Genomic DNA, 25,388 nt, shown 5'->3' with positions numbered 1-25,388 from the left:
CGACAGTAAATCGACAGCCGGCGAACAGCCTCGGCACAGCTCACCCGAAGAAGCTCGACGCAACGTCACCGACATAGGAGTTCCGCCGTGACCACCATGCAGCTTCCCGCGCGCCCGGCGCCCGCCGGCGCGGGCGGGCTACGGCAGAAGGCGGTGGCGAAGACGGGCTTGTACGCCGGGCTCGCCGCCAACGTCCTCGCTGTGACCGCCCTCTACCTCGCCGTGCCCAGCGGCAACCTGCTGATCGCGCTCGGCAGGCTGATGGGCCTGTACGGCGCGCTCGCGATGGCGTTCCAGCTGCTCCTGGTGGCGCGGCTGCCCTGGTTGGATCGCCGTCTCGGCATGGACAAGCTGACCGCGTGGCACCGCTGGGTGGGCTTCACGATCTTCTGGATGCTGGTCGGGCACCTGACGTTCATCATCTTCGGCAACGCCGGTGACAGCGGTCCGGTCGCCGAGCTGATCAGGCAGACGACCGAGCTGGAAGGCATCCTCCGGGCGCTGGTCGCGTGGGTGATCATCATGGTCGTCGGCATCGTGTCCGCGAGGTTCGCGCGGAAGCGGATGGCCTACGAGACCTGGCACTTCATCCACCTCTACACCTACGTGGCGATCTTCCTGGCGTTCCTGCACCAGATCGTGGTCGGCAGCTCGTTCCGCAACTCGGCCATCGGCACCGCGTACTGGTGGGGCCTGTGGGGCTTCGCGCTCGGGTCCGTCCTCATCGGACGCGTCGCGCTGCCGCTGTACCGCAACTGGAAGCACCAGTTCCGCGTGGCGGCCGTCGTGCCCGAGTCGGACAACGTCGTGTCGATCTACATCGAGGGCAAGGACTTGGACAAGCTGCCCGCCAAGGCCGGCCAGTTCTTCCTCTGGCGCTTCCTGGCCAAGGGCCGGATGTCGTCGGCCAACCCGTTCTCGCTGTCCGCGGCGCCGAACGGCCGGTACCTGCGGCTCACCGCGAAGGCGCTGGGCGAGGGCAGTCGGAGCCTGCGCGACATCAAGGTCGGCACCCGCGTCTTCGCCGAGGGCCCGTACGGCGCCTTCACGACGATGCACCAGACCAAGCCGAACGCCCTGCTCATCGCGGGTGGCGTCGGTGTCACGCCGGTGCGCGCGCTGCTGGAGGAGATCCAGGGCCACGTGGTCGTGCTCTACCGGGTGAACGACCCGAAGGACGCCGTGTTGCTGCGGGAGATCCAGGAGATCGCGCAGCGAAAGGGCGCGGTGTTGCGCCTGGTCACGGGGTCGTCGAAGGTGCTCACCCCGAACGGCCCCCTGCTGGGGGCGCGCAACCTCGCCGCGCTGGCGCCGGACGTGAAGGACCGCGACGTGTTCGTCTGCGGCCCGCCCGCGATGACCGACGCCGTGCTCGAGGCCCTGACCGAGATCGGTGTCCCCGCGAACCAGGTGCACGCCGAGCGCTTCGCACTGGCGAGCTGAGAGGACTTCAGACGATGAAGAGGGCGATTCCCGTACTCGTGCTGTCGGCCGCGGGCCTGGTGCCCGTGTGGCTGTTCGAGCCCGGCGCCGAGGAGCCGTTGACCGACGTCGCGGCGCCGGTCACCGAGGCCCCGGCCCAAACACAGGCGCAGACACAGACACAGGCCGGCACACCCCAGGCAGCCAACAAGACCGTCAAGGGCAAGCTGATCAAGACGTCCGAGGGTGACGTGCAGGTCCAGGCGGTCTTCCAGGGCACCAAGATCACCGACATCCAGGTGGTCACCGCCCCGAACACCGCTCCGACCAAGAAGGCGTTGCCGCTGCTCAAGCAGTCGGCGTTGCAGGCGCAGAGCGCGAAGATCGACACGGTGTCCGGCGCGACCGCGACCAGCGGCGGTTACAAGCAGTCGCTGCAGTCCGCGATCGACCAGGCCCAGTAGCCATGAACCGGGTCGAGCACATCATGGGTCTGCCGATCTCGGTGGACCTGCGAGACGGCGACCCTTCGCTGGTGGACGAGGCATTCGAGTGGCTGCGCGAGGCGGACGCGCGGTTCTCGCCCTTCAAGTCCGACAGCGAGGTGTCGCGGCTGGGCCGGGGTGAGCTGTCCCCTGACGAGCTCACCCCGGATCTGGTCGAGGTGCTCGACCTCTGCGCGTGGTACGAGGAGGCGACCGGCGGCGCGTTCAAGCTGTGCCTGCCCGGCCGCGGCCTCGACCCGTGCGCCGTGGTGAAGGGCTGGGCGGTCGAGCGGGCGGGCGAGGTCCTGCTGGGCGGTGGCGCGCGGAACTTCTGCCTCAACGCCGGCGGCGACGTCTTCGCCGCGGGCGAGCCCACACCGGGAAAGCCTTGGCGTGTGGGCGTTCGGCACCCGGAGGATGCGGACAAGCTCTGCGTCGTGCTGGCGGTGCGGGACGGATCCGTTGCCACGTCGGCGTTCTACGAACGCGGCGAGCACATCATCGACGGCCGCACGGGCGAACCGGCTCGTGGTCTGCTCAGCCTGACCGTCTACGCGCCGGACCTCACCACCGCCGACGCGACCGCGACGGCGGCGTTCGCGATGGGCCTCGAAGGCGTGGAATGGGCTGCGGCACAAGAGAACTGCGAGGTCTTCGCCGTCACGTCGGACCGGAGGGTGATGCAGACGGCTGGACTTCCGGTGGAGGTCTGCTAAAGTGCCCGCCCAACGGAGGCTCGGGGCATCCGTTGGCACGGAAGAAATTGCGGAACCCGTGTGGGAACGACCCGCTGGTGTGCGTTATCGGGAACGTGCTCCAGCGGGTCGTTCTGCTTATGCGTAGCGGGTTTCCTCGAACGGCTCGTTGACCGCGGACCGCCCGAGGTCGCGGCCGATCCCGTCGAGCACGTCGACCAGTTCGAGCCCGGCCAGCCAGTCGCGCGGCAGTGCGTCGGTGCCGTGCAGCGCGCCGAGGATGTTCCCGGTGAGCGCGGCCGTCGCGTCGCTGCCGCCGGAGTGGTTGACGGCGGCGCGCATCGCGTCGGCGAACTGCGCCGGCTTCGGGTGTGAAAGCACGAGGTAGACCGCGATCGCCAGCGCCTCCGGACCGGTCCAGCCGCTGCCGAGCCGTTCGACCCGGATCTCCTGCTTCTCCTCCGCGAGCACGACCGCGCGCGTCAGCACGGTCGCCGTGTAGGTGTCGTCCCGCAACACGCGTCCGATGACCTGGTCGATGGCTTCCTTGAGCGGGCGGTTCTTCACCGCCAGCAGGTGGACCAGCAGCGCGAGCGCGCCACCGGACACCCAGCCGCCCGTGCCGCCGTGGGTCAGCGCGGCGAACCGGCAGCCCAGGTCGTAGGCGATGCTCGCGCTCGGCGCGAAGCCGGCGGGTGCCGTCCTGGTCACGCCGTTGCAGCCGGACGACTCGTTGTGCGGTTCCTCCGGTGTCGACGGCGTCTCGGACGCGAGCGCGCGCAGGCAGGTCAGGCCGGGCGAGCGGCTCTCGTACAGCCGTTCGTCGGCGAGCAGCCCGGCCGCACCCTCGTCGGGCGCGTCCTGCTGCTGGGTGATCAGCCAGCGCCGGTAGCTGTGCCACACCGTCTCGATGGGCTCCCACTCGCCGGTGAGTTTCCCGCGCACCCACGCGCGCAGGTAACCGTCCGCAGTGAAGAGCGTCAGCTGGGTGTCGTCGGTGACCAGCGCCGGCTTCGGCGGGGAGAGCACGCCCTGCGGGCCGTGTTCGCGCTGGATGTCCGCCCAGCCGAGGTACTGCACCGGTGCGCCGAGGGCATCACCGAGCGCGCCGCCGAGGAGGCACCCGGCGCCGCGATCAACCACGGAAGAGGGATCACGCGGCACGGTGAAACCCTACCGGGCTCCTCACGCTCCGTTCCACCGACGAAAGACGCGTCACGTGGAATCCCTGGTGCGGACGCTAGCGAACGTGACGTTCGAGGACATAGATGTCCCCGAACGTCACGTTCGCTAGCCGTCCCCAAGCGGTTGAGCGATCAAGTTTTACTGAGCGTGTATCTGGGGGTGACGCTCGCGCACCTCACCAAGTGACAAGGTCAGCGAGGCGCGGACGGGGTGAGCATGCGGAGCAAGACCGGCCTGGAGTTCGGCGTGCTGGGTCCCCTGCAGGTGCTCGCCGACGGCAGTCCGATCCAACTCGGCCGCAAGGGTGTGCGGGGTCTGCTCGCGATGCTCGTCGTGGAGGCCAACCGAGCGGTCGCCATCGACGACATCGTGGACTCGCTGTGGGGTGACGCCCCGCCCGCGACCGCCCGGACGATCGTGCACGGTTACGTGTCCAAGCTGCGCAAGGTGCTGGAGGAGGCCGACCCGACCGGCTCCGCGACCATCCGCACCACGCCGCCGGGGTACGAGCTGTCCGTCGACCCGTGGCGCCTTGATCTGCACCGGGCCCGTCAACTCGTCGCGTCGGCCCGTGGCAAGCCCGCCGCGATCCGCGCGGGGTTGTTGCGCGAGGCACTCGGCCTCTGGCGCGGCCCGGTGCTCTCCGACGTGCCCGGTGAGCCGATCACCACGGACCTCGACGAGCTGCGGTTGTCGGCCATCGAGGAACGGATCGACGCCGAGTTGGAGCTGGGCCGCCACCTGGAGCTGGTGGGCGAGCTGCGGCAGCTGTGCACCGAGTACCCGTACCGGGAACGCCTGGTGGCGCACAGCATGCGCGCGCTCTACCGGTCTGGTCAGCGGGCCGACGCGTTGGACGCCTACCAGCGGTTCCAGCGCCGCGCGGTGCAGGAGCTGGGCATCGATCCTGGTCCCGAACTGCGCATGCTGCACAAGCAGGTGCTGCAGGACGACCCGGCGTTGAGCGTGATCGGCTCGGCCGAACCTCGCACGGTCGCGCCGCGCGCCGGGATCGTGGTGCCCGCACTGCTGCCCGCGGCGGCTTCCGACCTGTTCGGCCGCGGCGCCGACACGCGGTGGCTGGACGACGTGTGCGACAGCCGGAACCTGACGGCGACGACCGTGGCGGTGCTGACCGGCCCGCCCGGTGTCGGCAAGAGCGCGCTCGCGATCACGTGGGGACACGGGCACGCGGAGAAGTTTCCACACGGGGTGCTGTACGCCGAGCTCGGCTCGGTGGAACCGGCGGAGGTGCTGACCAGGTTCCTGGTGGCACTGGGGGTTCCGGCGGACGGCGTGCCCGTGCAGGAGGAGGACCGGGTCGGCCTGTACCGCTCGCTGCTCGCCCGCAGGCGGGTGCTGGTGGTGCTGGACGACGCGGTGAGCGTCGAGCAGGTGCAGTCGTTGCTGCCACCGGGATCGGGGTCGCTGGTGCTCGTCACCTCGCGGCGCCGGTTGGAGGGGCTGGTGGTCAGCAACAGCGCCCGAATTCGCAGGCTGGGCGTGCTCGACGAGGACAGCGCGGTGCGGCTGGTGGACGACGTCTTGGGGAGGACGTTGTCGATCGAGGACCCGGCGGCGAGCCGCAAGCTCGCCGAGCTGTGCGGGTGCCTGCCGCTCGCGCTGCGCGTCGCGGCGGCGAAGCTCGTGATCAGTCCTGAATGGACGGTCGGGGACCTGATCGCCGAGCTCGCCGACGACCGCAACCGGCTGCGCTCGCTGGAGCTGCCGGAGTCGGAGGTCGGGGTGCGCCGCGCCCTCGACCTGTCCTGCCGGGGCCTGCCGCCGGAACTCGGGGAGGTGTTCCAGGCGGTGGGCCTCGCGCCAGGACGTTCGGTGTCGCCGCACGCCGTGGCCGCGTTGTGCCGGATTCCACTGGATTCGGCGCGACGCCGATTATCCCAGCTCGTGGAGGTGAACCTGCTCACCGAGCCCTGGCCGGACGGGTTCGCCATGCACGAGCTGGTGCGGCTCTACGTCCGCGGGCTCGGCGTCGCCGACCCGGATGCCTTGCGGCGCTTGGTGAACTACTACCTCGTCGCGTGCGACCGCGTCCGCAACGCGATCCGCCCGTCGCGCGACGGCCTCGACTTCGCGTTGCGGGACAACGGATGCACGGCCCTGCCCACCGCGGCCACCCCGCGCCGGGCGCTGACGTGGTTCGACCAGGAGTGGCCCAACCTGGTGGCGGTCGTGCACGCCGCCGCCGAAGCGGGTCTGCACGACCAGGTGTGGCAGATCGTCAGGCTGCTGCACCCCTACGCGACGGTGCGCGCCCTCACGGGGGAGTGGGTGGCGCTCGTCGGGTTCGGCACGGCCTCTGCCGAGGTGACGGGGAGCCTCCTCGGCCAGGTGCTGATGCTGGACGCGGCGTACACGACGAACGCCCGGATGGGCAGGCCCGTCCTGCTCCCGGACGCGCGTCGTGCGCACCGGCTCGCGACCGAGCTGGGCGAGCGTCGGTACCAGGTGCTGACGCTCGCCCAACTCGCGGACGTGCTGTTCCGCCTGGGACATCACGACGAGGCCCTGCTGCACTTCTGGGAGTCCGTCGAACTCGCCCGCCACGAAGGCGACATGGTGGGCGAGGCGCACGGCCTCAACAACGTGGCACAGGTCGAACAGGCCCTCGGGCGCGCGGACACCGCTGTGCGCCACCAGTTCCAGGCCGTCGAGATCTATCACCGGTCCGGCGATTCCGCGGCTTACGTGTGCGGTATCGACAATCTGGCCGAGTTGTACCTGGAGCTCGGCCGGCTCGACGAGGCCGAGGAGTACGCGCGAACCGGAATCGAGCTCGCCGCCGCGGGGGGAATGACGCTGTACGAGGCGTTCGGGCGGTTCGTGCTGGGAGGCGTGCTGGTTCGTCGCGGGGAGAACGTCGCCGCTCGGGCCGAGCTGGCGGAGTCTCTGCGGCTGTACGAGCAGGTCAACTCGGGGCGGGCCGCCGAGGTGCGGGCGTTGCTCGAAACGGTGGGATCCGATGTTTAGCCGGTGTTTAGCCCGGCGGGGATCGGACGTGGGAGGTTGGTTCTGGGCACGGATCTTTCTTGCGGAAGACGGTGTCCAGGTGGCTGAAGGGGGATCGAGGGGGTAGGCCACCGAACGGAGGGGTTACCGGCATTCGGGGGAGAGTGCCGGTAACCCCTCCTCTGGGTTTGTAGTGCTATGGGGGGAGCTTTCCAAGCGCCCAGCGCTTGGAAAGCTCCCCCCATAGCAAGTCCCGTCAGGGCTTCGCCGTCTCCCGGTCGTCCTCGGGAATCCGCGCCAGCGGCAACAACTCCGGCCGCTTCGGCGCCAGCCCGTCACCCATGGACTCGCCGCGCAACAGCCGTCCGATCCACGGCACGACGTGCTCGCGCGCCCACTTCAGGTCCTGCCGCCGCTGCGTCATCCACTCGGCCTCGACCGGCGGCGGCCAGGGCGCGTTCCACTCCTCTTCGACCGGCAGCCCGAGCGACTCGGCGACGCGCAGCGCGATGCGCTGGTGGCCGTCCGGCGAGAAGTGCAGCCGGTCCTCGCTCCACGCCCGGCGGTCGTGCAGCACGTGCATGGACCAGAGGTCGATCATCGCGCAGTGGTAGCGCTCGGCGATGGACCACAGGTGCGAGTTGTAGATCCCGACTTTGCCGCGCAACGACCGCAGCAGGGGCGTGCCCCTCGTGTCCGGACCGGTGAACATCACCACGTCGCACCCGGCGGCGCGGAGCTCGGCGACGGCGATCTCGAACTGCTCCGCGATCCCGTCCGGGTCGCTGTTCGGAACCATGAGGTCGTTGCCGCCACCGCAGAACGTGACCAGGTCCGGCTTCAGCGACACCGCCAGCGGCACCTGTTCGTCGATGATCTCCTGCAGCATCTTGCCGCGGATCGCCAGGTTGGCGTATCTGAAGTCCGGCGACCTGGCGGCGAGCATCGTCGCGAGCCGGTCCGCCCAGCCGACGAACGTGTCGCCGTCGCCCGGATCGTCCATCCCCTCGGTGAAGCTGTCCCCTACGGCTACCAGAGTCTTCCAGCGCAGCACGGCGTCCCCCTCCCTCGTGACGGCAGACAGCATGCATAAGAAATCGCCACCTACGCCACCGTCAGTTACGGCATCGTAGGTTTTGTAGCTGTAGGTGACGAACTAATTACCACTCGATCGTGGGATAGACGGGGAAAATCGGACGTTCTGTCTCATTTCGCAAGTAGCCTCGCCGCCGTGCGACCCGGCTTTCCCCTGCCCTGGACCTCCATCAGCGCTGTTGTGGTGCTGCTCGGCCTCGTGGCCGGGGTGGTGCTCGGAGCGGGAACCGGGGCGAAACCGGTGCAGGACGTGCGTCCGCCCGACGGTGAACCGGGGGTCTCCAACATCGGCGGTGACGACCCTCCCATGGAGTACACGCCGGCCGCCACCTCGAGCCTGCCGAAACCGCAGCCGAAGCCGACGAGTCCGCCGCCGCAGTCGCGTCCGGTCGTGACGCCGCAGACCACCGCGCCGCAGCCGAGCATCGTGCGGACGACGGAGATGCCGTTGCCGCAGTTGCCGACGTTGAACACGCAAAACCCCCGGAGCGACATCGGCGCGTGATGTCGTTCCGGGGGCGTTTGGGACCGCTAGCAGGGGAACGCCGCCGCCGATCAGTTCCCCCGCTAGCGGGGCCTTGGAACCGGCAGGACGCGGGGAGCGCCGCCGCCGATCAGTCCGCTGTATCAATCCCCGTGGCTAGCGGGGTTGGGACCACCATTCGCGGCGCCGCCGCCGATCTACCGCGAATGGTGGGGTTGGGACCGCTGTAAGGGGCGCCGCCGCCGATCTACCCCTTACAGCGGGGTCTGTGGGAAACACTGTTCAGTTTTGGGCGCCGCCGCCGATCTACCGCTGTATCCATCCCATCGGCAGCGGGGTCTTAAGAGCCCGCGGCGATTCCTAAGTTCGCAGCCGGCAGGTGTTCGTCGTACGCCGAACGCAGGCGCAACTCCGCGGCAGGCGAAGCGCCGATGGTGTCGAGTCCCAGCAACGCGGCCCCGACCACGGGCGGCAGATCCACCACCCGCACCTGGGCGAGCGGCGCGACCTCCAGCACGTGCCGCCGCACCGGGCCCAGCACGGCCTCCGTGGCACCGGTCATCACGCCACCGCCGAGCACCACGTCCACGGCCTCGCCGGCCAGGTCGAGACGCTGCAGCGACACGGTGGCGAGCAGCGTGATCTCCTCGATCAGCCGATCGACCACGGCCTGCGCGACCTCGTCACCACGTGCCGCCACCGAGAACAGCAAGGGGCACAACGGGTGGGGGTCGAACTCGATCTCCTGGAAGTGGATCTTCTCCACGGCCTCGTGAATCGTGGAGACGCCGTAGTGCTCGATCAACGCCGGCAGCAGCTCGGTCGGCTTGCCGCGACCGTCCTCGGCACGCACGGCCAGCCAGAGCGCCTCGTTGCCGAGGTGGCCGCCACCGCCCCAGTCGCCGGAGATCGGGCCCAGGGCCGGGAAGCGGTGTGTGCGACCGTCGCGGGCGACACCCACGGCGTTGATGCCCGCACCGCAGACCACCGCGACGCCCACGCCGTCGGCGGTACCGGCACGCAGCAGCGCGAACGTGTCGTTACCGACCACTGTGGACGTTGACCAGCCGCGAGCGGCGATCGCCTCGGTCAGCTCCTCTTCCTCGCGCGGCAGGTCGGCGCCCGCGAGGTAGGCGGCTGTGTGCCGGGCGATCGGCTCGTCGGGGGAGAGTCCAGCCTGCGCAGCCGCTTCACGCGCCAGGCCCTCGAACACGTCGAGGCCCTTCTGCAGGCCGACGACCTGTGGCGAGGCGCCCGGTCCGCGCACCTGCGCGAGCACCTTGCCGTCGGAGTCGACCAGCAGCACGGCTGTCTTGCTGTTCCCGCCGTCGATCGCGAGCACCCGGTCGGTCATGAATCAAGCTCCCTTCACCCACGGCAGCAGATCGCGGTTCTGCGCGATCAGCTCGTCGGCCAGCTGGTCTGCGATGGCGTGCTGGCCGACCAACGGGTGCGCGAGCAACGCGTTCGAGACGCGGTCGCGGCCACCGTGGATCGCCGCTTCGAGCGCCAGGTACTCGTAGCTCGTCACGTGCGAGATCAGGCCGGAGATGGACGGCTCCACCGGGCGCACCGGCAGCGGCACCGCGCCGGAGGCCGACACGGTCGCCGGGACCTCGATCACGGCGTCGTCCGGGAGGAACGGCAGCGTGCCGCCATTGCGCACGTTGACCACGTGCCGCTCGGCGCCGGCGCCACCGGTGAGGGCGTGCACCAGCTGCACCGCCGCCTCCGAGTAGTACGCGCCACCGCGCTGCGAGAGCTGCTCGGGCTTCGTCACGACGGTCGGGTCGCTGTAGATGTCCAGCAGGTCCTTCTCCACGGCCGCGACGACTTCGGCGCGCGGCACGTCGGTGAGCTGCTTCTTCACCACCTCGTCGTGGTTGTAGAAGTACTTCAGGTAGTACGACGGCACCATGTTCAGGCGCTGCATCAGCGTGCCGTCGATGCCGATGTGCTCGGCCAGGCCGGAAGCGTGCTGCGCCAGCAGCTCCGGCAGCCGGTCCTTGCCGTCGACGAACACGCCGCGTTCCCACGACAAGTGGTTCAGGCCGACGTGCTCCAGCTCGACCGCGTCCGGCTCGACGCCGAGCAGCCCGGAAGTCCAGCGCTGGAACGTGATCGCCACGTTGCACAGGCCGACGGCGCGGTGGCCCGCCTGCAGCAGCGCCCGCGTGACGATGCCGACCGGGTTGGTGAAGTTGACGATCCAGGTGTTCTCGCCGCACAGCCGGCGCACCTTGTCCGCGATGTCGAGCACCACGGGAACCGTGCGCAACGCCTTCGCCAGACCGCCCGCGCCGGTCGTCTCCTGACCGACGCAGCCGCACGACAGCGGGAACGTCTCGTCGGACGCACGCGCCGCCTGACCGCCGACGCGCAGCTGCAGCAGCACCGCGGACGCGCCCTCGATGCCCTGCTCCAGCGACGTCGTGGTGCGCACCTTCGCCGGGTGGCCGGCGTGCGAGAGGAGTCGCTGGCTGAACGGCCCGACGATCGACAGGCGGTGCTCGTCCGGGTCGACCAGGACGATCTCGTCCACCGCGAGGCTGGTGCGACGGCCGGCAATGCCGTCGACCAGCTCAGGTGTGTAGGTGGACCCGCCACCGACGACGGTGAGTTTCATCCCTTGACTCCCGTGAACGTGATTCCCTTGACGAACGACCGCTGTGCGAAGACGAAGAGCACGACGGCCGGGAGCATCGCGAGCAGGGTCACGGCCATCGCCGAGTTCCACTGCACGAAGTGCATGCCCTTGAACGAGGCCAGCGCCAGCGACAACGTCCACTGGTCCTTGACCTCGCTGGTGTACAGCAGGGGACCGAAGTAGTCGTTCCAGGTGAAGAGAAAGCAGAACAGCGCGGTGGCCGCGATACCGGGCCGCGCCATCGGCACGATGATCCGGATCAGCGCCTGGAACTCCGTGCAGCCGTCCACCCGTGCCGCGTCCACATAGGACTGCGGGATGGTGAGCATGAACTGCCGCAGCAGGAAGATGCTGAACGCGTCGAACAGGAAGTACGGCACGATCAACGGCCACAGCGTGCCGGTCAGGCCCAGCGACGACCACGTGTCGTACAGCGGGACCGCGACGACCTGCGGCGGCAGCATCATGGCGCCGATGACGAGCAGGAACACCACGTTCTGCCCGCGCCACTTGAGCTTCGCCAGCGCGTAGGCCGCCGGGATCGACGAGAGCAGCATGCCCAGGGTCGCCAGCAGCGAGTACAGCATGCTGTTGAACAGGTAGCGGACCAGCGGGGCCTTCTCGAAGACCTCGATGAAGTTCTCCCAGTGCCACTCGCGTGGCCACAGGTCCGCGGTGAACGCCTGGTCGTCGGACATCACCGCGGTCAGCAGCACGAACACCACCGGTGCGGCGAAGATCAGGCCCATCGCGAGGCCGATGCTGTGGATCGCCACCCAGTCCAGAATCTGCCTGGGGCTGCGGGGTTTCGCGTGGCTCTCCTCGCGAGCGACCACGACCGGGTTCGGAAGCGTGGTGGTCATGCGCCCGGACCCCCTTCCTCCGCGTGCGAGCTCTTGCGCATCTTGTTGACCAGCACGATCGTGACCGCGAACGAGATGACGAACAGCACCGTCGCCATCGCGGCCGCGTAGCCCATGTCGAAGTACCGGAAACCGGTCTGGTAAAGGAAAGTCGGGAACGTCAGCAGCGAGTTCTGCGGGTACCCGAGGTTCTTGGTACTGCCGGTCGGGTCGGCCGACCCGGTCGCCGCGGACCCGGCGACGATCGCCTGGGTGAACAGCTGCAGCGCCAGGATGATCGAGTTCACGATGCCGAACAGCAGCACCGGCGAGATCGTCGGCAGCGTGATGTGCCACCACCGGCGGATCGGGCCCGCGCCGTCGAGCTCGGCCGCTTCGTACTGTTCCTGCGGCACGTCGAGAATCGCCGCGAGCATGATGATCATCAGGTCGCCGCAGACCCACATCATGATCGCCGTGACACCCGGCTTCGCCCAGCTGGGGTCGGAGAACCACAGTGGACTGTCGACGCCGAAGAAGTCCAGCACCTTGTTGAGCGGGCCGCCGTTGGGGCGCAGCACCATGAAGAACACCAGCGTCGCGGCCACCGGCGGGGCGAGCGACGGCAGGTAGCACAGCGTGCGGATCAGGCCCACACCCGACTTCAGGCGGGCGATCACCGACGCGACACCGAGCGCGAACACCGTGCGGGCGATGGTCACGACGACCACGAACCACAGCGTGTTCTCGATGGACGTCCAGAAGAGCTTGTCGCCCCACATGAACGTGTAGTTGCCGAGTCCGATGAACTCCGGCGGGTTGATCAGGTCGTACTTGGTGAACGAGAAGATCACCGTGGCGATCAGCGGGTACCCGAAGAACAGGACGAACCCGATGATGGCCGGCGCCATGAACGCGAGCACCGTGAAGCGGTTGCGTGCGCGGGCTCGGGACCGCCCCTTGGCCGGGGCGGTCCTTCGCACGTCCACGCGTTCCAGCGTGGCAGTCATCTTCCGTCTTCCTTTACTTGCCGGCCTTGGCGATCTGGTCGTCGATCTGCTGATCGACTCCCTTGAGACCGGCCGCGAGGTCGGTGGACTTGCCCGACTGCCATTCGGTGGCGTAGTCGCCGACGGCCTTGATGTGCGCGTCGCCGATCGGCGTCACCGGGTTGCCCTTGAGCTTGCCGCTCTTGGCGAGGTCGATGAACGTCTTGAACTGCTCGTCGACCTGGAGGTTCGGGTCGGACAGCGATTCCTTGGTGCTGGGCACGTTCTTGATGCCGTTCGCCAGCGAGACGATCGTCTCCTTGTCGAACGTCATGTGCTTGATCAGCTCCCACGCGGCGCCGGGGTTCTTGGCGCCCTTGGGGATGCCCATGATCGTGCCGGTGGTGAAGCCGACGCCCTGCAGCTCGGACTTCTTGGAGTCGAGGACCGGGAACGGCGCGGTGCCGAACTTGATGTTCGGGGCCTGGGCCTTGAGGAAGGCGGTGCGGTACTCGCCGTCCATCATCATCGCGATCTTGCCCTGGTGGAACGCGTGGTCCGCGGAGTACTCCTGGCCGAGGCCGGCGCGGAAGCGCTCGAGCGCGTCGTAGCCGTAGAAGTCGACGAGGTCCTTCTGGAACTTGAACATCTCGGTCCAGCCGGGGCTCGAGGCCAGGGCGGACTTGCCGTCCTTGTCCCACTCGGCACCGAAGAACGGGGCCCAGATCTGCGGACGGTTGTTGTAGAACATCATCGTCGGCAGGAAGCCCGCGACCTCGATGGAGCCGTCGGCCGCCTTCTTGGTCGTCTTCTTCGCGTAGTCGAGCAGCTCCGAGATGGTCGACGGCGGCTTGGTCAGGCCGGCCGCGGACAGCATGTCGGTGTTGAAGTACAGGCCGTAGATGTCGGTGAGCATGGGCATCGCGCAGCGGTTGCCCTTGTACTCGGTGTAGCTGCGGACGGCCTCGTTGATCTGGTCCATCGGCGGCTTGTCGCGGTCGATGTACGGCTTCAGTTCCTGGAACGCGCCCGTGGAGCAGAAGGAGCCGATGTTGTCCGTGGTGAACGACATCGCGACGTCCGGCGGGTTGCCACTGCGGATACCCGCGGTGATCTTGTCGTCGTCCTGCGCACCCTCGTGCTTGATCTCGATGTTCGGGTACTTCTTCTTGAAGCTGTTGAGGGCCTTGGTGACCTCTTCGTACTCGCGGTCGGAGTAGTTGCTCCACACCGTGAGCGTGATCTTGTCATCCTTGCCGGGGGCCGCGGCGGCACCGGAGTTGGAGCCGCCACCCTTGCCTGCCGCACACGCGGTCAGGGACAGCGCCGCGGCGACACACAGCAAGGCAGCACGAGTGGTCTTGCGCATGCGCACTCCTTCGATCAACGGGGGGACGTGGCGGCAACGTGGCCGCGGAATGGTTCGGTGGTGGCGGCCGGGAGCCCGAAGATCTGTTCCCTGGCCACCGCGAGCGCCGAGTGCAGGGCGCCGGAGCGGACCGGTTTCCCGGTGACCAGAGCGAGCTGTACGGGTGTTCGAGGCACCACCAGTTGCCGCAGTTCCGCGGCAACGAGATCGTTGAGCGTCGTTCCCCCCGCCTGGGCGATCTCGCCCGACAGGAGGATCAGTTCCGGGTCGAGCACCGCGACGACGCTAGCCACTCCCGTGGCGATGCGCCTGGCGAGATCAACCAGGAACTCCCGGCCCGCAGGGCCCGCCGCGAGTGCCTTGCGCACCGCGGTGTGACCGTTGCGGGCCGCCAGCCCGTGCGCACGGGCCAGCTTGCAGATCGATACGTTGCTGAGCAGTTCACCGAACGTGCCGCCGAGGCGGTCCGTGTCGGTGTCGGCGTTGGCACGGTCGGGGATCTGCAGGCCGTCGATCTCGCCCGCACCTCCCGTGGCGCCGCGGAGCAGGGATCCGTTGATCACCACGGCGGCGCCGACCAGGTCGGCGGGCCAGATGACCACGAAGTTGCGCACCTCGGTGGCCCGTCCGGCCACCATCTCCTCGAGCGCGACGAGGTTGACGTCGTTCTCCACGCTGACGCTCGTCCCGAGCGCCGAGCGAAGCCGGCCGGGCACGTCGAACCCGGACCAGCCGGGCAGGTGCGGCGCGTAGGCGAGCTCGCCGGTAGCCGGGTCGACCGCGCCGGGGCTGCCGACCACGACGTGGAGCAGCTGCTGCGTGGCCAGTCCCGCCTGGCCGGCGGCCTTGCCGATCGCGCTGACGAACGTCTCGAGGACCTCGCCGGTCTTGGGCATCGGGGCGCGGTGCTCGGTGAGCACGGCGCCGGAGATGTCCGCGATGGCGACGTCGACGGTCTCGGGGGTCAGGTCGACGGCGGCCACGTGGGCCAGCGCGCCGTTGACCGACCACAGCTGCGCCCGCGGCCCGCGCCCGCCGCCGCGCAACCCGTTGCGGATCACGGTGTCGGCGGTCTCGAGCCGGGTGAGCAGCTGCGCGGTGGCCGGCTTGGAGAGGCCGATCAGACCTTCCAGCTCCGACCTGGTCAGCGGCCCGTTGCGCAGCAGAGCCTCGATCGCTGCGCGGTCATTGATCTCCCGCAGCAGTCGTGGGCTTCCGGCACGCATTGGGTCAGCTCCTGTCTGTTAACTTTCCAGACGATTTCGGGTCACGGTAGTGACGTGGTTCACCGTGGTCAATCCCCGATATGGTCCTGTGACCTGACTTAGGTTGCCCTAAGGCAGTCTGGAAGCATGACGGACGTGCGCCACTCGGAACTCGCCCAGCTGCTCGGAGGTCGCGGCGGCGCGCTCGACGCCTCGCTGCCTCCGGTGGCGTTCGTGCTGGGTTGGTTGCTCTTCGATCACTCGATCGGCGCAGGTGCCGTGTGTGCCGTCCTGGTCGGCGCGGTGATCGGGCTCGTTCGCTGGTTTCGGGGCACCCGGCCGCGGGCCGTCCTGGTGTCCGTCGCGCTCGTCGTGATCGCCGCGCTTGTCCCCGTCTACACAGGGCGCGTCGAGGACCTCTTCCTCGTCCAGCTCCTGTCCAACGCCGCGTCCGCGCTTGTGTGGGCCGCTTCGATCGCGTTCCGGTGGCCGCTGCTCGGCGTGGTCGTCGGGGGTGTGCTCGGGCAGAAGTTCCGGTGGCGCCGGGATTCTGCGTTGTTGCGCGCCTACAGCATCGCTTCGTGGGCCTGGGTGGGGCAGTACGTGCTGCGGGTGCTCGTGTTCACGCCGTTGTGGCTCGGGGCGCACATCGGTCTGCTGCTCACCGCTCGGGTCGCGTTGACTTGGCCGTTGCAGGTGCTGTGTGTGGTCGTGTCGGGGTGGCTGCTCAAGCGGTCACTGCCCGCCGACCACCCCGGGATTCGCCACCCACGGGTCAACGACGCTTCAGCGTCCTGAGGAAGACCGTCCAGGCGGTCCGGGAGAGCGGCAGGTGCGTGGCCGGAGCCTTGCTGTCCCGGATGCCGACGCCGCGTCCCACCTCGACGCAGTCCTGGCCACCGCCGCTGTGACTGCTTTTGCGCCAGGTGGTCATCCGGGGCCTCCCTCACGTGACGATGCTGGTGATCAGCTCCTTGGATTCTTCCGCATCGAGTGCTTGCTGGTCGAGTGCCTCCAACACCTGTTGGTACATGGCCATGGATTCCTTGTCTTCCAGGAATAGGCTGGTGTTGAGGCCCTCCTGGTACACGATGGGCTCGAATGTTGCGAACGCCAGCTTGGTGAATGAACCCGCGAGGCCGGCGTGAACACCGACTGCGGTGGGCACGATTCGCAGGTCGACATTTGGCCGGATCAACATGCGCATCAGCTCGTGCAGCTGATCGGACATGGTTTCCGGACTGCCGATCGGCAGCAGCAACGCCTGCTCGTGCACGAAAAATGTGAACGTGCGGCCCGAGTCGATGATCTCGCGCCTGGCGGTGCGGGCGGCGACCAACTCCTCCACGTTGCCTCCGTGCACGTTGACGAATGCCTGGGTCACAACACGCGTGTATCCGGGTACCTGCAACAGACCTGGGACCAGGTTGAGGCTCCAGACCGTGATCGCGTTAGCCAGCCGCTCCTGTTCGATGAGCGTGCGAACCTGGTCGGGCACGCCAGACTCCGGGAACTGGAGCCAGCCCTTCTCACGTGACTCGCGGAAGAGCGCCATCAGACGCCGGTAGTCGGCAGCGGATATGTGGCACAGCCCGAGCAGCAGGGATACCTCGGACTCCGTCGATCCACCCTTCCCGTTGGCCAGGGCCGAGATCTTGGCCTCGTCCCAGTCCAGAATCTGGGCCGCGCGCCGAGCACTCAGCCCGGCGTCACGCAGCGCTGCGCATATCCCGTTGCCGAACTCCCGTCCGACAACGCTGGAGATTCTCTTTGGCATGCCAGGAAAGCTAGGGGGTGGTGGCCCTTGAGCACCATTGTTTCGGGCCAGAACAACCTGAAAGTAGGTCGCTTGGCAGGCTTCCAAATTTCAGCGCTTTCGCTTGCGCGCCTTGGGAGTCGTGCCCGTGCGCGCCGGCGGTGGCGGCGGCTCGGGAAACGCCTCGATGAACGCGTTGCCTTGTTGGAAGTCGCGGTACTGGCGAAGCGGAAGGCGAATCAGGAACGCGAACCCCGCGCCGATCACACCGAAGCCGAGCACGCCTTTCCAGCCGGCGATGTTCTCGTACAGCTCGTCGAATCCGGTGAGTCCGGCCACGGCCGCTATGACCGCGGTGACCGATGGGGCCAGCAGAAAACCGATAACGGCGATCAGGCCCCACGGTCGGTAGTCGGTGCGGTGGTGGAGCCCGGCGCGGCGCTGCCTGAGCGTCAGCACGCCCGTCCACCGCAGGCGGATCTTCGCATTCCATCGCTCCGCGTCGACCGGTTCGTCGGAAACTTCGACTCCCGCTGATCTGGCCTCGATCGCCCTGATGACGACCTCGCCGACCGGTCCGGTCACGGGCACGAGCAACTCCCGTGCCGTCCCGACAATCCGCAGCGCCGGCCCCGGTGAGACGTCGTAGTCGAGCGCCTTTGCGCCGACGTCGTCTCCCGCGTAGACCAGTACCTGCCACGTGGTGGCTTCGTTCACCTGCTCCAGTCGCACCGATTGCAGTGCGGTCCACGGCACTGCCACAACGTCTCGCGACCGCTTCCACCGTGACCGCATGCTGTCCAGGACGAGCCGGTCCTGCTGTATGACCAGGCGAGCGCTCAGACCGCGGGTTTCGAACGGGATCTCGAGCCGGGAGGCGATCAGGGCCGTGGTCACAGGACGCGTGGTCACCAGTCGTACGGCAGCCGCAATCGCCCACGTCACCGCGAGCAAGCCGAGTGCGACAGGTGCAGAGGTCAGTAGTCCGATCTTGAGACCCGCGACGAGCACAAAGAACATGCCTGGCACAGCAGCCCATCGCGTGATCACTGGCCACACGGTCACGCGGTTCCAGCACACACACAGGGCGAGGCCGATGGTCAGCCAGATCCCGCCTCCACCGACGAGGTAATCCTGCAGCGGTTCTGAACTGCGGTCATTCCACTCCAGCAGAAGCAGGTACCCGCCGATCGGGGTCGCGGTGGCGACTGCCACGAGCACGGCGGCAGCCGCCCTGCGGAGAAGCGCCTCGGTCACAGGTTTCCTTTCAGACGCCACTCGCGTCGAGGACCCTGGACCGGCGGATTCTCAGCGGCTTTCCGCTCTGCCTCCCAGTACTCACGCCATTCCTTGTCCTTGTCGTCCTGCTTCACCTGGCCGTCCTGTTCGCGGTGTACCTGATCGCTGAACCCTTGCACGATCGAGTTCGCCACGATCTTGGGAGCCTTCGGGAAGCCGCCCTGGGTCTCGACGTGACCTTCGAGCGCCTCGGCACGAGGGTTGGTGCTGCCATAGCGGTCCTGGGCGTTGTCGCGCCACGTCTGCCCGAGTTGGTCGGCCGGTCCGTCCTTTGCGGACTTCGCGGCCTTCAGATCGTCGCCGCGTTTGCCGAGCTCCTTCAGCTTTTCGAGGTCGTCGGCCCCGAGCTTGCCCGCCTGGGCCTTCTTGGCCATGTTCAACGATTCTTGCGCGTGCTTCACGGCATTGCTGTTGAACTTGTTGACGCTCTGGTCGAGGTTGCGCGTCGTGCCTTTGATCATGTTGCGCGAGTGCTTGGCGTCGTCCGCCACCTTCTCCAGCTGTTTGACCAGCTTGCTGACCTTCTTGGCGTTCTTCCCGGCGAGTACGGCGCCCTCCGCGACAGTGTCGGCGATGAACGCCGCCTCCGACGCGCCGAAGGTGACTGGGGCGAGCGCGGACGCCGCAGCGAACTTGATGATCGCGTCCGCCGCGAAGTTGGCGATCAGGTCGCGAATGATGCCGCGCACCACACCTACAGCGCTCGCGGCCACGGTCATCGCCTGCGCCGCGGAGTCCGCGTGGGCGCCGCCGCCGGACACGACCTGGGAGAAGTTCTGCACGGCCTTGCGATAGCCGTCGATCGCGGCTCCATGCGTGCCTTCTAGCGTGCCGAGGGTTTCGGAGTACTTCTGCGAGGTCTCGTGCAGGCGCTTGGCGATGTTCTTCCATGTCGTGGCCATGGCCGTGACGGCGTCCGGGTCACCCGCGAGCAGGTCGAGCGGCTCCTTCAGGAACCCGATGTGCTCGATGAGCCAGCCGATGACGCTGGACAGGATGCTGCCCAGCGGGTCCATGGCGAAGCCCAGCAGATCGAGCCCGAGGCCGGCCGTGTCGGCGGCGACAGCGCCCCAGTCACCCTTGATGCCGTCGTAGATCACGTTCGCGGCACTGCCGAACATGCCGGACGCGTCCCACGCCTGCGTCGGACTGTCGAAGTTGGACCCCTTGACGAGGCTCGACCACTCGAAGCCCTCAGTCGCGTTGAGCGGATTGCCTTGCTCGCTCATGGAGCCACCCCGTCAAGACCGTCGCGCAGCTTGCCGAATGCCTGAGCCACCTGGTCCTCGTTGTCGGCGTACTCCTGCCGCATGCCCGCGAAGTTCTCGGCCACCGCGTCGCCGGTCTGCTTGACCTTGCCGACGTACTCGACGGCGTCATCGGTCCAGTTGCTCAGAACTTGTGCGAAGAACATGCCGATGACCCCGAAGGCCTGCGGGTTCCACAACGAGGCCCCTGCTTCTGCGGCGTCGGGCAGCGCGGCCATGAGTGTCTTGAGCTCGCGCTCGTGGGCCTCCAGCACCCGGAGGTCGACTTCGAAACCGCCGCTCATCACCAACCACCCCGCTTGAACAGATCACGCTGGTCGAAGTCCGTGTCGTCATTCTCTGCAGCAGGTGCCGGACGACTCGGGCGCGGCGCCGGCCGGGTCTGCACGCTCTCCTGCTGCTCCTCGTTCACCACGAACTGCGCCGGCGCCACGGGTGGGGGCTCGTCGGGCACCTCGATGGGTGGGATCTGCTCCTGGACGAAGCGCATCGCGTCGCTGTTCTCGCCCACCACCGGGGCCATGATCGTGGCGATCTGGCCGACGGCCTGTGCCTGGGCGCGCTTCGCGGTGGTCATGACGAGGGCGGCCAGCCGTTCCTTCGGCATGCCGTCCGCCTTGCTGCCGAAAGACAGGTTCAGCAGCGCGCCACCCGCGCTCACGGTCACCGTCACCGCGCCGTCCTGGCTGGTGGCGGTGCCGGTCAGCTCCGCGATCTTGGCCTTCGCTTCTTCCGCTCGCTCGAGCAGCGCGGTCGTGCGCTTCTCGTAGTCGTCGAGCAGCTTGTGTGGATTGGTCATCACGTCCCCTTGCTCACGCGTGACCGTCACGTTACTGACAGCGACCCTTCGAAGTAGGCCGAATCGACCAGATCAGGCGGCCGGGCGCGGAGCGTCCGGTCCGAGCACGTCGACCGCGGCGAGCCAGGCCGCTCCGGCCGCACCTTCGGTAGCCATGATCACGGGAGCGTCGGTGCGCACCCGCAACTCGTCCCGCAACGCGACGCCCACGGGCGTGACGATCAGACTGCCGACCAGCACGATCGGGGACGAGTCGGTCACGACGTCGAGCGCCATCTCCGTCAGGTGGTGTGCCGCCGCCCGCACGATCCGAATCGCCTCGGGGTCACCGTGGTGATGAGCAGCGCTGACCAGCGGCGCGAACCGCGCCAGGTCGATCGGAGCCCCGGCCTTCACCACCTGAATGAGCTGATTGCGGTTACGAGCACCGGCAACGGAGAGCACGGCCGTCGCGAGCCCCTCCAGGGACGCGTCACGGTCCAGCAGCCGCAACGTGGCGCGCACGGCCTCGCGCCCCAGCCAGAACGCCGACCCCTCGTCGCCCAGCAGCCACCCATAACCACCCGAGGCGCGCGTCATGCGGTGATCGACGACGCGGGCGGCGATGGAGCCGGTGCCGGCGACGACGACGGTGCCATCAGGAGACGACGTGCCGGTCGCGAAGGCCGCCTCGCAGTCGGTGATCACGCGCATCGGGCAGTTCAGGCCCGCGTCCGCCCACGCCGCCTGGAACAGCGCGGAGACGCCGGGGTCCGTGGTCAGCTTCGACGCGCCCGCCATGCCCAGGACGCCGGAACGCACCTTGCGGGAGTCCAGGCCGTCCAACGCCTCACGTAGCGCCTCACCGATGTGCGCGGCGGCGCGCTCCGGCGGGTGCGAGTTGGGGTTCGCCCCGCCCGCCAGTCCCGCGCCCAGGCGCACGCCTTCGAGATCGAGCACCAACGCCCTGGTGGAGGTGCCACCGGCGTCCAGTCCGACGACCAGGTCCATTCCACCGAGTATGCCGAGAACCGCGTGGAAGAGGACCGCCCAACCGGGTGTTCAGAGCACCTGCGCACGGTCACCGGACGCGTTGTGGTGGAACAGCACGAGGTCGCCCGGCGGCACCTCCGAGCCGAAACCGACCACAGTGGACAGTGACGGGACGACCAGTTCGTAGTTGAACGTCATCGGCGTCGAGATCACGTCGACCAGGCCGTCGGCGTCGCCCGGCGGCTTGTACTCGCCACCCACACCGACGGTGTACGTCACCGCACCGGAGCCGATGACGGCACGCGACACCGGAAGCGTGACCACGTTGCTGTCGAACAGGTTCGTGTCGACGTCACCGAGGAAACCGTTCAACGGCTGCTCGTCGACCACGTCGCCGTCGACGGTCTCCGTGCGCGCCAGCCACACGTCCTCCAGCACCCGGCCGTTGGCGTCCGTCGGCTTCACGGCCCTGGTCACGAACTTCTTGTCGCCGACCGAGAACCGCACGACCGGCCACGTGTTGCCGCCGAGGTTCGACCAGTTCGCCCAGGTCACGACGCCGAAAGCCAACAACTCGGGCGTCGCTGTCGCGCCGACGTACCGCAGGTCGCCGCCGCGCGCGGTCTCGTTGACCGCGCAGTTCTCATGTAGCTGACCGCATGCCGGCAGTTGGTCGCTGCGGCCCTGCAGGCGAAGCACGGTCATCCGCGACCGGTAACCCGGCTGGTCCAACGCCTTGCCGACGACGTGACCGCCCACGACCTTCAGGCGCGACACCGGCTTCGGCGCCGCGTACACCGGCACACGCAGCGACGAGCCGCCGTCACGCGAGAACACGACCAGTCCGGACGCCTCGGCCAGGTACTGCCTGCCCTTCGCCAGGTCGACGGTCGGGTCCGCCACCTTGCGCAGCTCGGACGGGTTGAGGACGTGGAGCAGGACCGGGACCCGCGCGGTGCCGCCCGGCGGCACCACGATGTACGGCGCGGGTACCTGGTACGCCACGCCCGGCACCGAGGTGATCGGCTCGTACCGCGCGGTCAGTCGCACCATGGCCGCGGACTTGTTCACCAACCGGATGGTCTTGAAGCTCAACACCGGTCCGCCGGCCTCCACGGTCCCGAACGAGAGCCCGACCGTGCCGGGCGTGTCCTGGGCGAATGCCAGCACGTCCGCGCCCACGGCGGACAACGCGTCCACCCGACCGGCGCCCACTCGCATGGGCGCTTCACGTAGGCCGGAAACATTGTCGTCGCCGGACTTGATGATGCCGGAGGCCGTGTTCATGATCGCGGCCTTGACCTCCTCGACCGTCCACGCCGGGTGCGTCTGCCGCACGAGCGCGGCGATTCCGGCGATGTGCGGCGCGGCCATGGACGTCCCGCCCATGCTCACGCCCTGGTCACCGGTGCCGGCCGCGGCGGAGAAGATGGTGTCGCCGGGCGCGGCCACGTCCGGCTTCGCGGCGACGGGCCCGCGGCCGCCGCGCGACGACGAGGGCGTGAGCGTGTCCGCCAGCGTCGGCGTCACGACGGGCACCGTGCGCCGCATCGCCGAGTCCATCCGGACCTTCAGCGTCCCGGCCTGCAACGCGGGCCGGACAAGAGCGGTCGCGGAGCCGGTGAACTGGAAGGCCGGGATCTTGTCGTTGCCCGCGATCGCCGCGGCGAAGTTGTCCTTCGTCGACGAGAGCAGCACCCCGGCGGCTCCCGCTGCGGCGGCGTTGTTCGTCCGCCCGGCGGAACCGCAGGCCCGTGTCGCGTCGTTGTCGTCCCACTCCAGCCAGACGATCTTGTCGGCCAGCGACTCCGCGATCGGCTTGCAGCCGTCCACATTGGACGTCAACGTGACCACTGGTAGTTCGAGGTTCACCGGCTTGGTGTACGCCAGGCTGTACTGGCCGGGGCGTTTCGTGCCGTCGGCGAGCACGCCGTCGAGCATCGCGAACGCGTCGCGGGTGTTGGCGACCGCGATGGCCTCGGGCGTGTTCGCGGGCGAGCCGCCGACGTCGTAGAAGTCGCCGCCGTTGCCCGCGGACGCGACCACGACGACGCCGTGCTGAACGAGCTTGCGCACGAACAGGCTGTCCGGGTCGTCGGCCGCGCCGAAGTCGCTGCCCAGCGACAGGTTCACCACGTCGAGGTGGTCTTTGAAGTCGCCGTCGCCGTTCGGGTCGAGCGCCCAGTCCAGCGCCTGCGAGGTCAGGTTCGTCGACCCCTCGCAGCCGAACACCTTCAGCGCGTACAGCGACGCCATCGGCGCGGTGCCCGGCCCGATCCGCAACGAGTCCAGGTCGACCGAGGCGTACGAACCGCGGTAGGTCGAGCCGTCCGCGTTGACGCCGAACCCGGCCGCGGTCCCGGCGACGTGCGTGCCGTGGCCCTCGCAGTCCATCGGGTCGTTGTCCGGTTCGGGCAATGAGTCCGGATCGGACCCGTCGTACGCGTCGCCGGCGAAGTCGTGCCCGCCGACGACCTTCGCCGTCGGGAAGGAACCGCCGCCGAAGTCGGCGTGTTTGTAGTCGATCCCGGTGTCGATGACGCCCACGCGCATGCCTTCGCCGGTGGCGCCGGCCGACTTCCAGACCTGCGCGGCACGGGTCAGCCGCACGGCCGACGCGTTGGTGATCTTCTTCGGCACGGTCCGGTGCACGGCCTTGACCTCGGGCATCGCCGCCAGCGAGGCGAGCCGGGAGGCGTCGGCGTTCAACACGACGCCCGGCACGGCGTTCGACGTGTGCGCCACTTCCTTCGCCCGCGCGGCCGATGCAACCCGATGGGCCTTCTCCCGCGTCCTCGACCGGGCGTCCCGTGCGGCGAGGGAGGTCCCCGCGTCGACCGCGGCCGTCTCGGTGAGCTCAACGAAAACCGAGACCCGCTCGGTTGGTCCGATCGGCGCGACGAGGGCTCCGACCAGCAGCGCAGCCACTGCCAGATTCATCGCCAGTACCTCCTAGTCATCGGACGACTTCCTCGCAGGCTCTAGACGCGGGCGTGAGTACGGGGCTATACATCCGATGTATTTCGTGGTGGTTGACCAGAGGAGGGACGGCCGTGCAGCTCCTGCGTGTCGGGCCGGTCGGTGAAGAGCGTCCTGCGGTGCGGATCGACGACGGGACCACATACGACCTCCTAGGACTCACCTCGGACATCGACGGCGAATTCCTGGGGAACGACGGCGTGAGCAGGGTTCGCGAGGCGCTCGAGGCGGGCTCGCTGCCGGAGCTGGCGACCGAGGGTGTCCGGATCGGACCGCCGCTGCGGCCAGGCAAGATCATCTGCATCGGGCTGAACTACTCCGACCACGCCGAGGAGACCGGCGCGGACATCCCGGGCGAGCCGGTGATGTTCCTCAAGACGCCGGACACCGTGGTCGGCCCGTACGACGAGGTCCTCGTGCCCAGGAAGTCGGTCAAGACCGACTGGGAGGTCGAGCTCGGCGTCGTCATCGGCCGAACCGCCCGCTACCTGGAGTCCGAAGCGGACGCCCTGGCCTGCATCGGCGGTTACGTCCTCTCCCACGACGTCTCCGAGCGCGAGTTCCAGATCGAGCGCGGCGGCACGTGGGACAAGGGCAAGAACTGTGAGACGTTCAATCCGCTCGGCCCCTTCCTCGTGCCTGCCGACGAGATCCCCGATCCCCAGAACCTGGAGCTGCGGCTCTGGGTGAACGGCGAGCTCAAGCAGAACTCCTCCACCAAGAACATGATCTTCCCGGTGGTCGAGATCGTGCGCTACCTGAGCCAGTTCACCGTCCTTCGACCGGGTGACATGATCAACACCGGCACGCCCGCGGGCGTCGCGCTGGGCCAGCCCGAGCCGAAGCCCTACCTCAAGGCGGGCGACGTCGTCGAGCTGGAGATCGAGGGACTCGGCAAACAGCGGCAGACCCTCGGGCAGGCCTGAA

23 protein-coding genes are annotated in these 25,388 nt (G+C 68.4%); 7 read left to right on the top strand and 16 right to left on the bottom strand.

All coding sequences use genetic code 11. The features are described 5' to 3' along the window. Nucleotides 1–87: 87 nt before the first annotated feature. Genes QSK35_RS24925 through QSK35_RS24915 form a run of 3 tightly spaced genes read left to right on the top strand, consistent with a single transcriptional unit; the run spans nt 88 to nt 2,623 of the window. On the top strand, nt 88–1,443 hold the full coding sequence (locus QSK35_RS24925) for a ferredoxin reductase family protein (RefSeq protein ID WP_285749898.1): 1,356 nt from the start codon (nt 88–90) through the stop codon (nt 1,441–1,443). A 14-nt stretch (nt 1,444–1,457) separates the two neighbouring features. After that, the gene (locus QSK35_RS24920; protein ID WP_285749897.1) at nt 1,458–1,886 is read left to right on the top strand and encodes an FMN-binding protein; all 429 of its coding nucleotides are present in this window, start codon (nt 1,458–1,460) and stop codon (nt 1,884–1,886) included. A 2-nt stretch (nt 1,887–1,888) separates the two neighbouring features. Beyond that, nucleotides 1,889–2,623, top strand: a complete 735-nt coding sequence (locus QSK35_RS24915; RefSeq protein ID WP_285749896.1) for an FAD:protein FMN transferase — start codon at nt 1,889–1,891, stop codon at nt 2,621–2,623. A gap of 117 nt (nt 2,624–2,740) precedes the next feature. On the opposite strand, the gene QSK35_RS24910 is transcribed toward QSK35_RS24915, so the two are convergent. Continuing rightward, nucleotides 2,741–3,766, bottom strand: coding sequence for an ADP-ribosylglycohydrolase family protein (locus tag QSK35_RS24910; protein WP_285749895.1), 1,026 nt, complete (start codon nt 3,764–3,766; stop codon nt 2,741–2,743). Between the two features lie 237 nt (nt 3,767–4,003). On the opposite strand from QSK35_RS24910, the gene QSK35_RS24905 reads away from it, so the two are divergent. After that, entirely contained in the window at nt 4,004–6,778 is a 2,775-nt protein-coding gene (locus QSK35_RS24905) for an AfsR/SARP family transcriptional regulator (RefSeq protein ID WP_285749894.1), read from the top strand. A gap of 235 nt (nt 6,779–7,013) precedes the next feature. On the opposite strand, the gene QSK35_RS24900 is transcribed toward QSK35_RS24905, so the two are convergent. After that, nucleotides 7,014–7,844: an SGNH/GDSL hydrolase family protein gene (locus tag QSK35_RS24900; protein ID WP_285749893.1), complete on the bottom strand. Its 831-nt coding sequence runs from the start codon at nt 7,842–7,844 to the stop codon at nt 7,014–7,016. Between the two features lie 144 nt (nt 7,845–7,988). Here QSK35_RS24900 and QSK35_RS24895 point away from each other — a divergent pair, with 144 nt between their 5' ends. Beyond that, complete coding sequence (locus tag QSK35_RS24895; protein ID WP_285749892.1) at nt 7,989–8,357, top strand: hypothetical protein; 369 nt, start codon at nt 7,989–7,991, stop codon at nt 8,355–8,357. Nucleotides 8,358–8,676: 319 nt separating this feature from the next. Here the strand turns inward: QSK35_RS24895 and QSK35_RS24890 are convergent, their stop codons facing one another. Genes QSK35_RS24890 through QSK35_RS24865 form a run of 6 tightly spaced genes read right to left on the bottom strand, consistent with a single transcriptional unit; the run spans nt 8,677 to nt 15,409 of the window. Further along, nucleotides 8,677–9,690, bottom strand: a complete 1,014-nt coding sequence (locus tag QSK35_RS24890; protein WP_285749891.1) for an N-acetylglucosamine kinase — start codon at nt 9,688–9,690, stop codon at nt 8,677–8,679. A 3-nt stretch (nt 9,691–9,693) separates the two neighbouring features. After that, nucleotides 9,694–10,962, bottom strand: coding sequence for a 6-phospho-beta-glucosidase (locus tag QSK35_RS24885; protein WP_285749890.1), 1,269 nt, complete (start codon nt 10,960–10,962; stop codon nt 9,694–9,696). Continuing rightward, nucleotides 10,959–11,846: a carbohydrate ABC transporter permease gene (locus tag QSK35_RS24880; protein WP_502881711.1), complete on the bottom strand. Its 888-nt coding sequence runs from the start codon at nt 11,844–11,846 to the stop codon at nt 10,959–10,961. The genes QSK35_RS24885 and QSK35_RS24880 overlap by 4 nt, the downstream gene beginning before the upstream one ends. Beyond that, nucleotides 11,843–12,835 (bottom strand): carbohydrate ABC transporter permease, encoded by a 993-nt coding sequence (locus tag QSK35_RS24875; protein WP_285749889.1) that lies wholly within the window; start codon nt 12,833–12,835, stop codon nt 11,843–11,845. The genes QSK35_RS24880 and QSK35_RS24875 overlap by 4 nt, the downstream gene beginning before the upstream one ends. A gap of 13 nt (nt 12,836–12,848) precedes the next feature. Next, on the bottom strand, nt 12,849–14,183 hold the full coding sequence (locus QSK35_RS24870) for an ABC transporter substrate-binding protein (protein WP_285749888.1): 1,335 nt from the start codon (nt 14,181–14,183) through the stop codon (nt 12,849–12,851). Nucleotides 14,184–14,197: 14 nt separating this feature from the next. Beyond that, complete coding sequence (locus QSK35_RS24865) at nt 14,198–15,409, bottom strand: ROK family protein (RefSeq protein ID WP_285749887.1); 1,212 nt, start codon at nt 15,407–15,409, stop codon at nt 14,198–14,200. 126 nt (nt 15,410–15,535) lie between these two features. Here QSK35_RS24865 and QSK35_RS24860 point away from each other — a divergent pair, with 126 nt between their 5' ends. Beyond that, nucleotides 15,536–16,186 carry a DUF3159 domain-containing protein gene (locus QSK35_RS24860; RefSeq protein WP_285749886.1) on the top strand — a complete coding sequence of 217 codons (651 nt, stop codon included), beginning with the start codon at nt 15,536–15,538 and terminating at the stop codon, nt 16,184–16,186. On the opposite strand, the gene QSK35_RS24855 is transcribed toward QSK35_RS24860, so the two are convergent. From QSK35_RS24855 to QSK35_RS24820, 8 genes are all read right to left on the bottom strand, one after another. Then, nucleotides 16,164–16,322, bottom strand: a complete 159-nt coding sequence (locus QSK35_RS24855) for a DUF397 domain-containing protein (protein WP_285749885.1) — start codon at nt 16,320–16,322, stop codon at nt 16,164–16,166. The genes QSK35_RS24860 and QSK35_RS24855 overlap by 23 nt on opposite strands. A 12-nt stretch (nt 16,323–16,334) precedes the next feature. Beyond that, nucleotides 16,335–17,165: a DUF5753 domain-containing protein gene (locus tag QSK35_RS24850; RefSeq protein WP_285749884.1), complete on the bottom strand. Its 831-nt coding sequence runs from the start codon at nt 17,163–17,165 to the stop codon at nt 16,335–16,337. 90 nt (nt 17,166–17,255) lie between these two features. Further along, the gene (locus QSK35_RS24845; protein ID WP_285749883.1) at nt 17,256–18,401 is read right to left on the bottom strand and encodes a hypothetical protein; all 1,146 of its coding nucleotides are present in this window, start codon (nt 18,399–18,401) and stop codon (nt 17,256–17,258) included. Beyond that, entirely contained in the window at nt 18,398–19,672 is a 1,275-nt protein-coding gene (locus QSK35_RS24840; protein ID WP_285749882.1) for a hypothetical protein, read from the bottom strand. Before QSK35_RS24840 ends, QSK35_RS24845 begins: the two co-directional genes overlap by 4 nt. Further along, nucleotides 19,669–19,995 (bottom strand): hypothetical protein, encoded by a 327-nt coding sequence (locus QSK35_RS24835; RefSeq protein ID WP_285749881.1) that lies wholly within the window; start codon nt 19,993–19,995, stop codon nt 19,669–19,671. Before QSK35_RS24835 ends, QSK35_RS24840 begins: the two co-directional genes overlap by 4 nt. Then, nucleotides 19,995–20,510 (bottom strand): YbaB/EbfC family nucleoid-associated protein, encoded by a 516-nt coding sequence (locus QSK35_RS24830; RefSeq protein ID WP_285749880.1) that lies wholly within the window; start codon nt 20,508–20,510, stop codon nt 19,995–19,997. Before QSK35_RS24830 ends, QSK35_RS24835 begins: the two co-directional genes overlap by 1 nt. Nucleotides 20,511–20,582: 72 nt before the next feature. Beyond that, on the bottom strand, nt 20,583–21,500 hold the full coding sequence (locus QSK35_RS24825) for an N-acetylglucosamine kinase (protein WP_285749879.1): 918 nt from the start codon (nt 21,498–21,500) through the stop codon (nt 20,583–20,585). Between the two features lie 51 nt (nt 21,501–21,551). Further along, entirely contained in the window at nt 21,552–24,422 is a 2,871-nt protein-coding gene (locus QSK35_RS24820) for a S8 family serine peptidase (protein WP_285749878.1), read from the bottom strand. Between the two features lie 113 nt (nt 24,423–24,535). Here QSK35_RS24820 and QSK35_RS24815 point away from each other — a divergent pair, with 113 nt between their 5' ends. Beyond that, nucleotides 24,536–25,387: a fumarylacetoacetate hydrolase family protein gene (locus QSK35_RS24815; RefSeq protein WP_285749877.1), complete on the top strand. Its 852-nt coding sequence runs from the start codon at nt 24,536–24,538 to the stop codon at nt 25,385–25,387. Nucleotide 25,388 lies beyond the last annotated feature (1 nt).

Origin of the sequence: Lentzea sp. NBRC 105346 (assembly GCF_030269605.1) — a bacterium.
Classification (GTDB): Bacteria; Actinomycetota; Actinomycetes; order Mycobacteriales; family Pseudonocardiaceae; genus Lentzea.
The sequence above is the reverse complement of the archived record's forward strand: the minus strand, read 5'-3'. Positions and strand labels throughout refer to the sequence as shown.

Bases quoted from the DNA above. Each gene is read 5' to 3' on its own strand.
- QSK35_RS24835 (WP_285749881.1), bottom strand. From the start codon at position 19,995: ATGAGCGGCGGTTTCGAAGTCGACCTCCGGGTGCTGGAGGCCCACGAG.
- QSK35_RS24855 (WP_285749885.1), bottom strand. From the start codon at position 16,322: ATGACCACCTGGCGCAAAAGCAGTCACAGCGGCGGTGGCCAGGACTGC.
- QSK35_RS24825 (WP_285749879.1), bottom strand. From the start codon at position 21,500: ATGGACCTGGTCGTCGGACTGGACGCCGGTGGCACCTCCACCAGGGCG.
- QSK35_RS24890 (WP_285749891.1), bottom strand. From the start codon at position 9,690: ATGACCGACCGGGTGCTCGCGATCGACGGCGGGAACAGCAAGACAGCC.
- QSK35_RS24850 (WP_285749884.1), bottom strand. From the start codon at position 17,165: ATGCCAAAGAGAATCTCCAGCGTTGTCGGACGGGAGTTCGGCAACGGG.
- QSK35_RS24885 (WP_285749890.1), bottom strand. From the start codon at position 10,962: ATGAAACTCACCGTCGTCGGTGGCGGGTCCACCTACACACCTGAGCTG.
- QSK35_RS24830 (WP_285749880.1), bottom strand. From the start codon at position 20,510: ATGACCAATCCACACAAGCTGCTCGACGACTACGAGAAGCGCACGACC.
- QSK35_RS24870 (WP_285749888.1), bottom strand. From the start codon at position 14,183: ATGCGCAAGACCACTCGTGCTGCCTTGCTGTGTGTCGCCGCGGCGCTG.
- QSK35_RS24860 (WP_285749886.1), top strand. From the start codon at position 15,536: ATGACGGACGTGCGCCACTCGGAACTCGCCCAGCTGCTCGGAGGTCGC.
- QSK35_RS24915 (WP_285749896.1), top strand. From the start codon at position 1,889: ATGAACCGGGTCGAGCACATCATGGGTCTGCCGATCTCGGTGGACCTG.
- QSK35_RS24865 (WP_285749887.1), bottom strand. From the start codon at position 15,409: ATGCGTGCCGGAAGCCCACGACTGCTGCGGGAGATCAATGACCGCGCA.
- QSK35_RS24875 (WP_285749889.1), bottom strand. From the start codon at position 12,835: ATGACTGCCACGCTGGAACGCGTGGACGTGCGAAGGACCGCCCCGGCC.
- QSK35_RS24920 (WP_285749897.1), top strand. From the start codon at position 1,458: ATGAAGAGGGCGATTCCCGTACTCGTGCTGTCGGCCGCGGGCCTGGTG.
- QSK35_RS24840 (WP_285749882.1), bottom strand. From the start codon at position 19,672: ATGAGCGAGCAAGGCAATCCGCTCAACGCGACTGAGGGCTTCGAGTGG.
- QSK35_RS24900 (WP_285749893.1), bottom strand. From the start codon at position 7,844: ATGCTGTCTGCCGTCACGAGGGAGGGGGACGCCGTGCTGCGCTGGAAG.
- QSK35_RS24905 (WP_285749894.1), top strand. From the start codon at position 4,004: ATGCGGAGCAAGACCGGCCTGGAGTTCGGCGTGCTGGGTCCCCTGCAG.
- QSK35_RS24820 (WP_285749878.1), bottom strand. From the start codon at position 24,422: ATGAATCTGGCAGTGGCTGCGCTGCTGGTCGGAGCCCTCGTCGCGCCG.
- QSK35_RS24880 (WP_502881711.1), bottom strand. From the start codon at position 11,846: ATGACCACCACGCTTCCGAACCCGGTCGTGGTCGCTCGCGAGGAGAGC.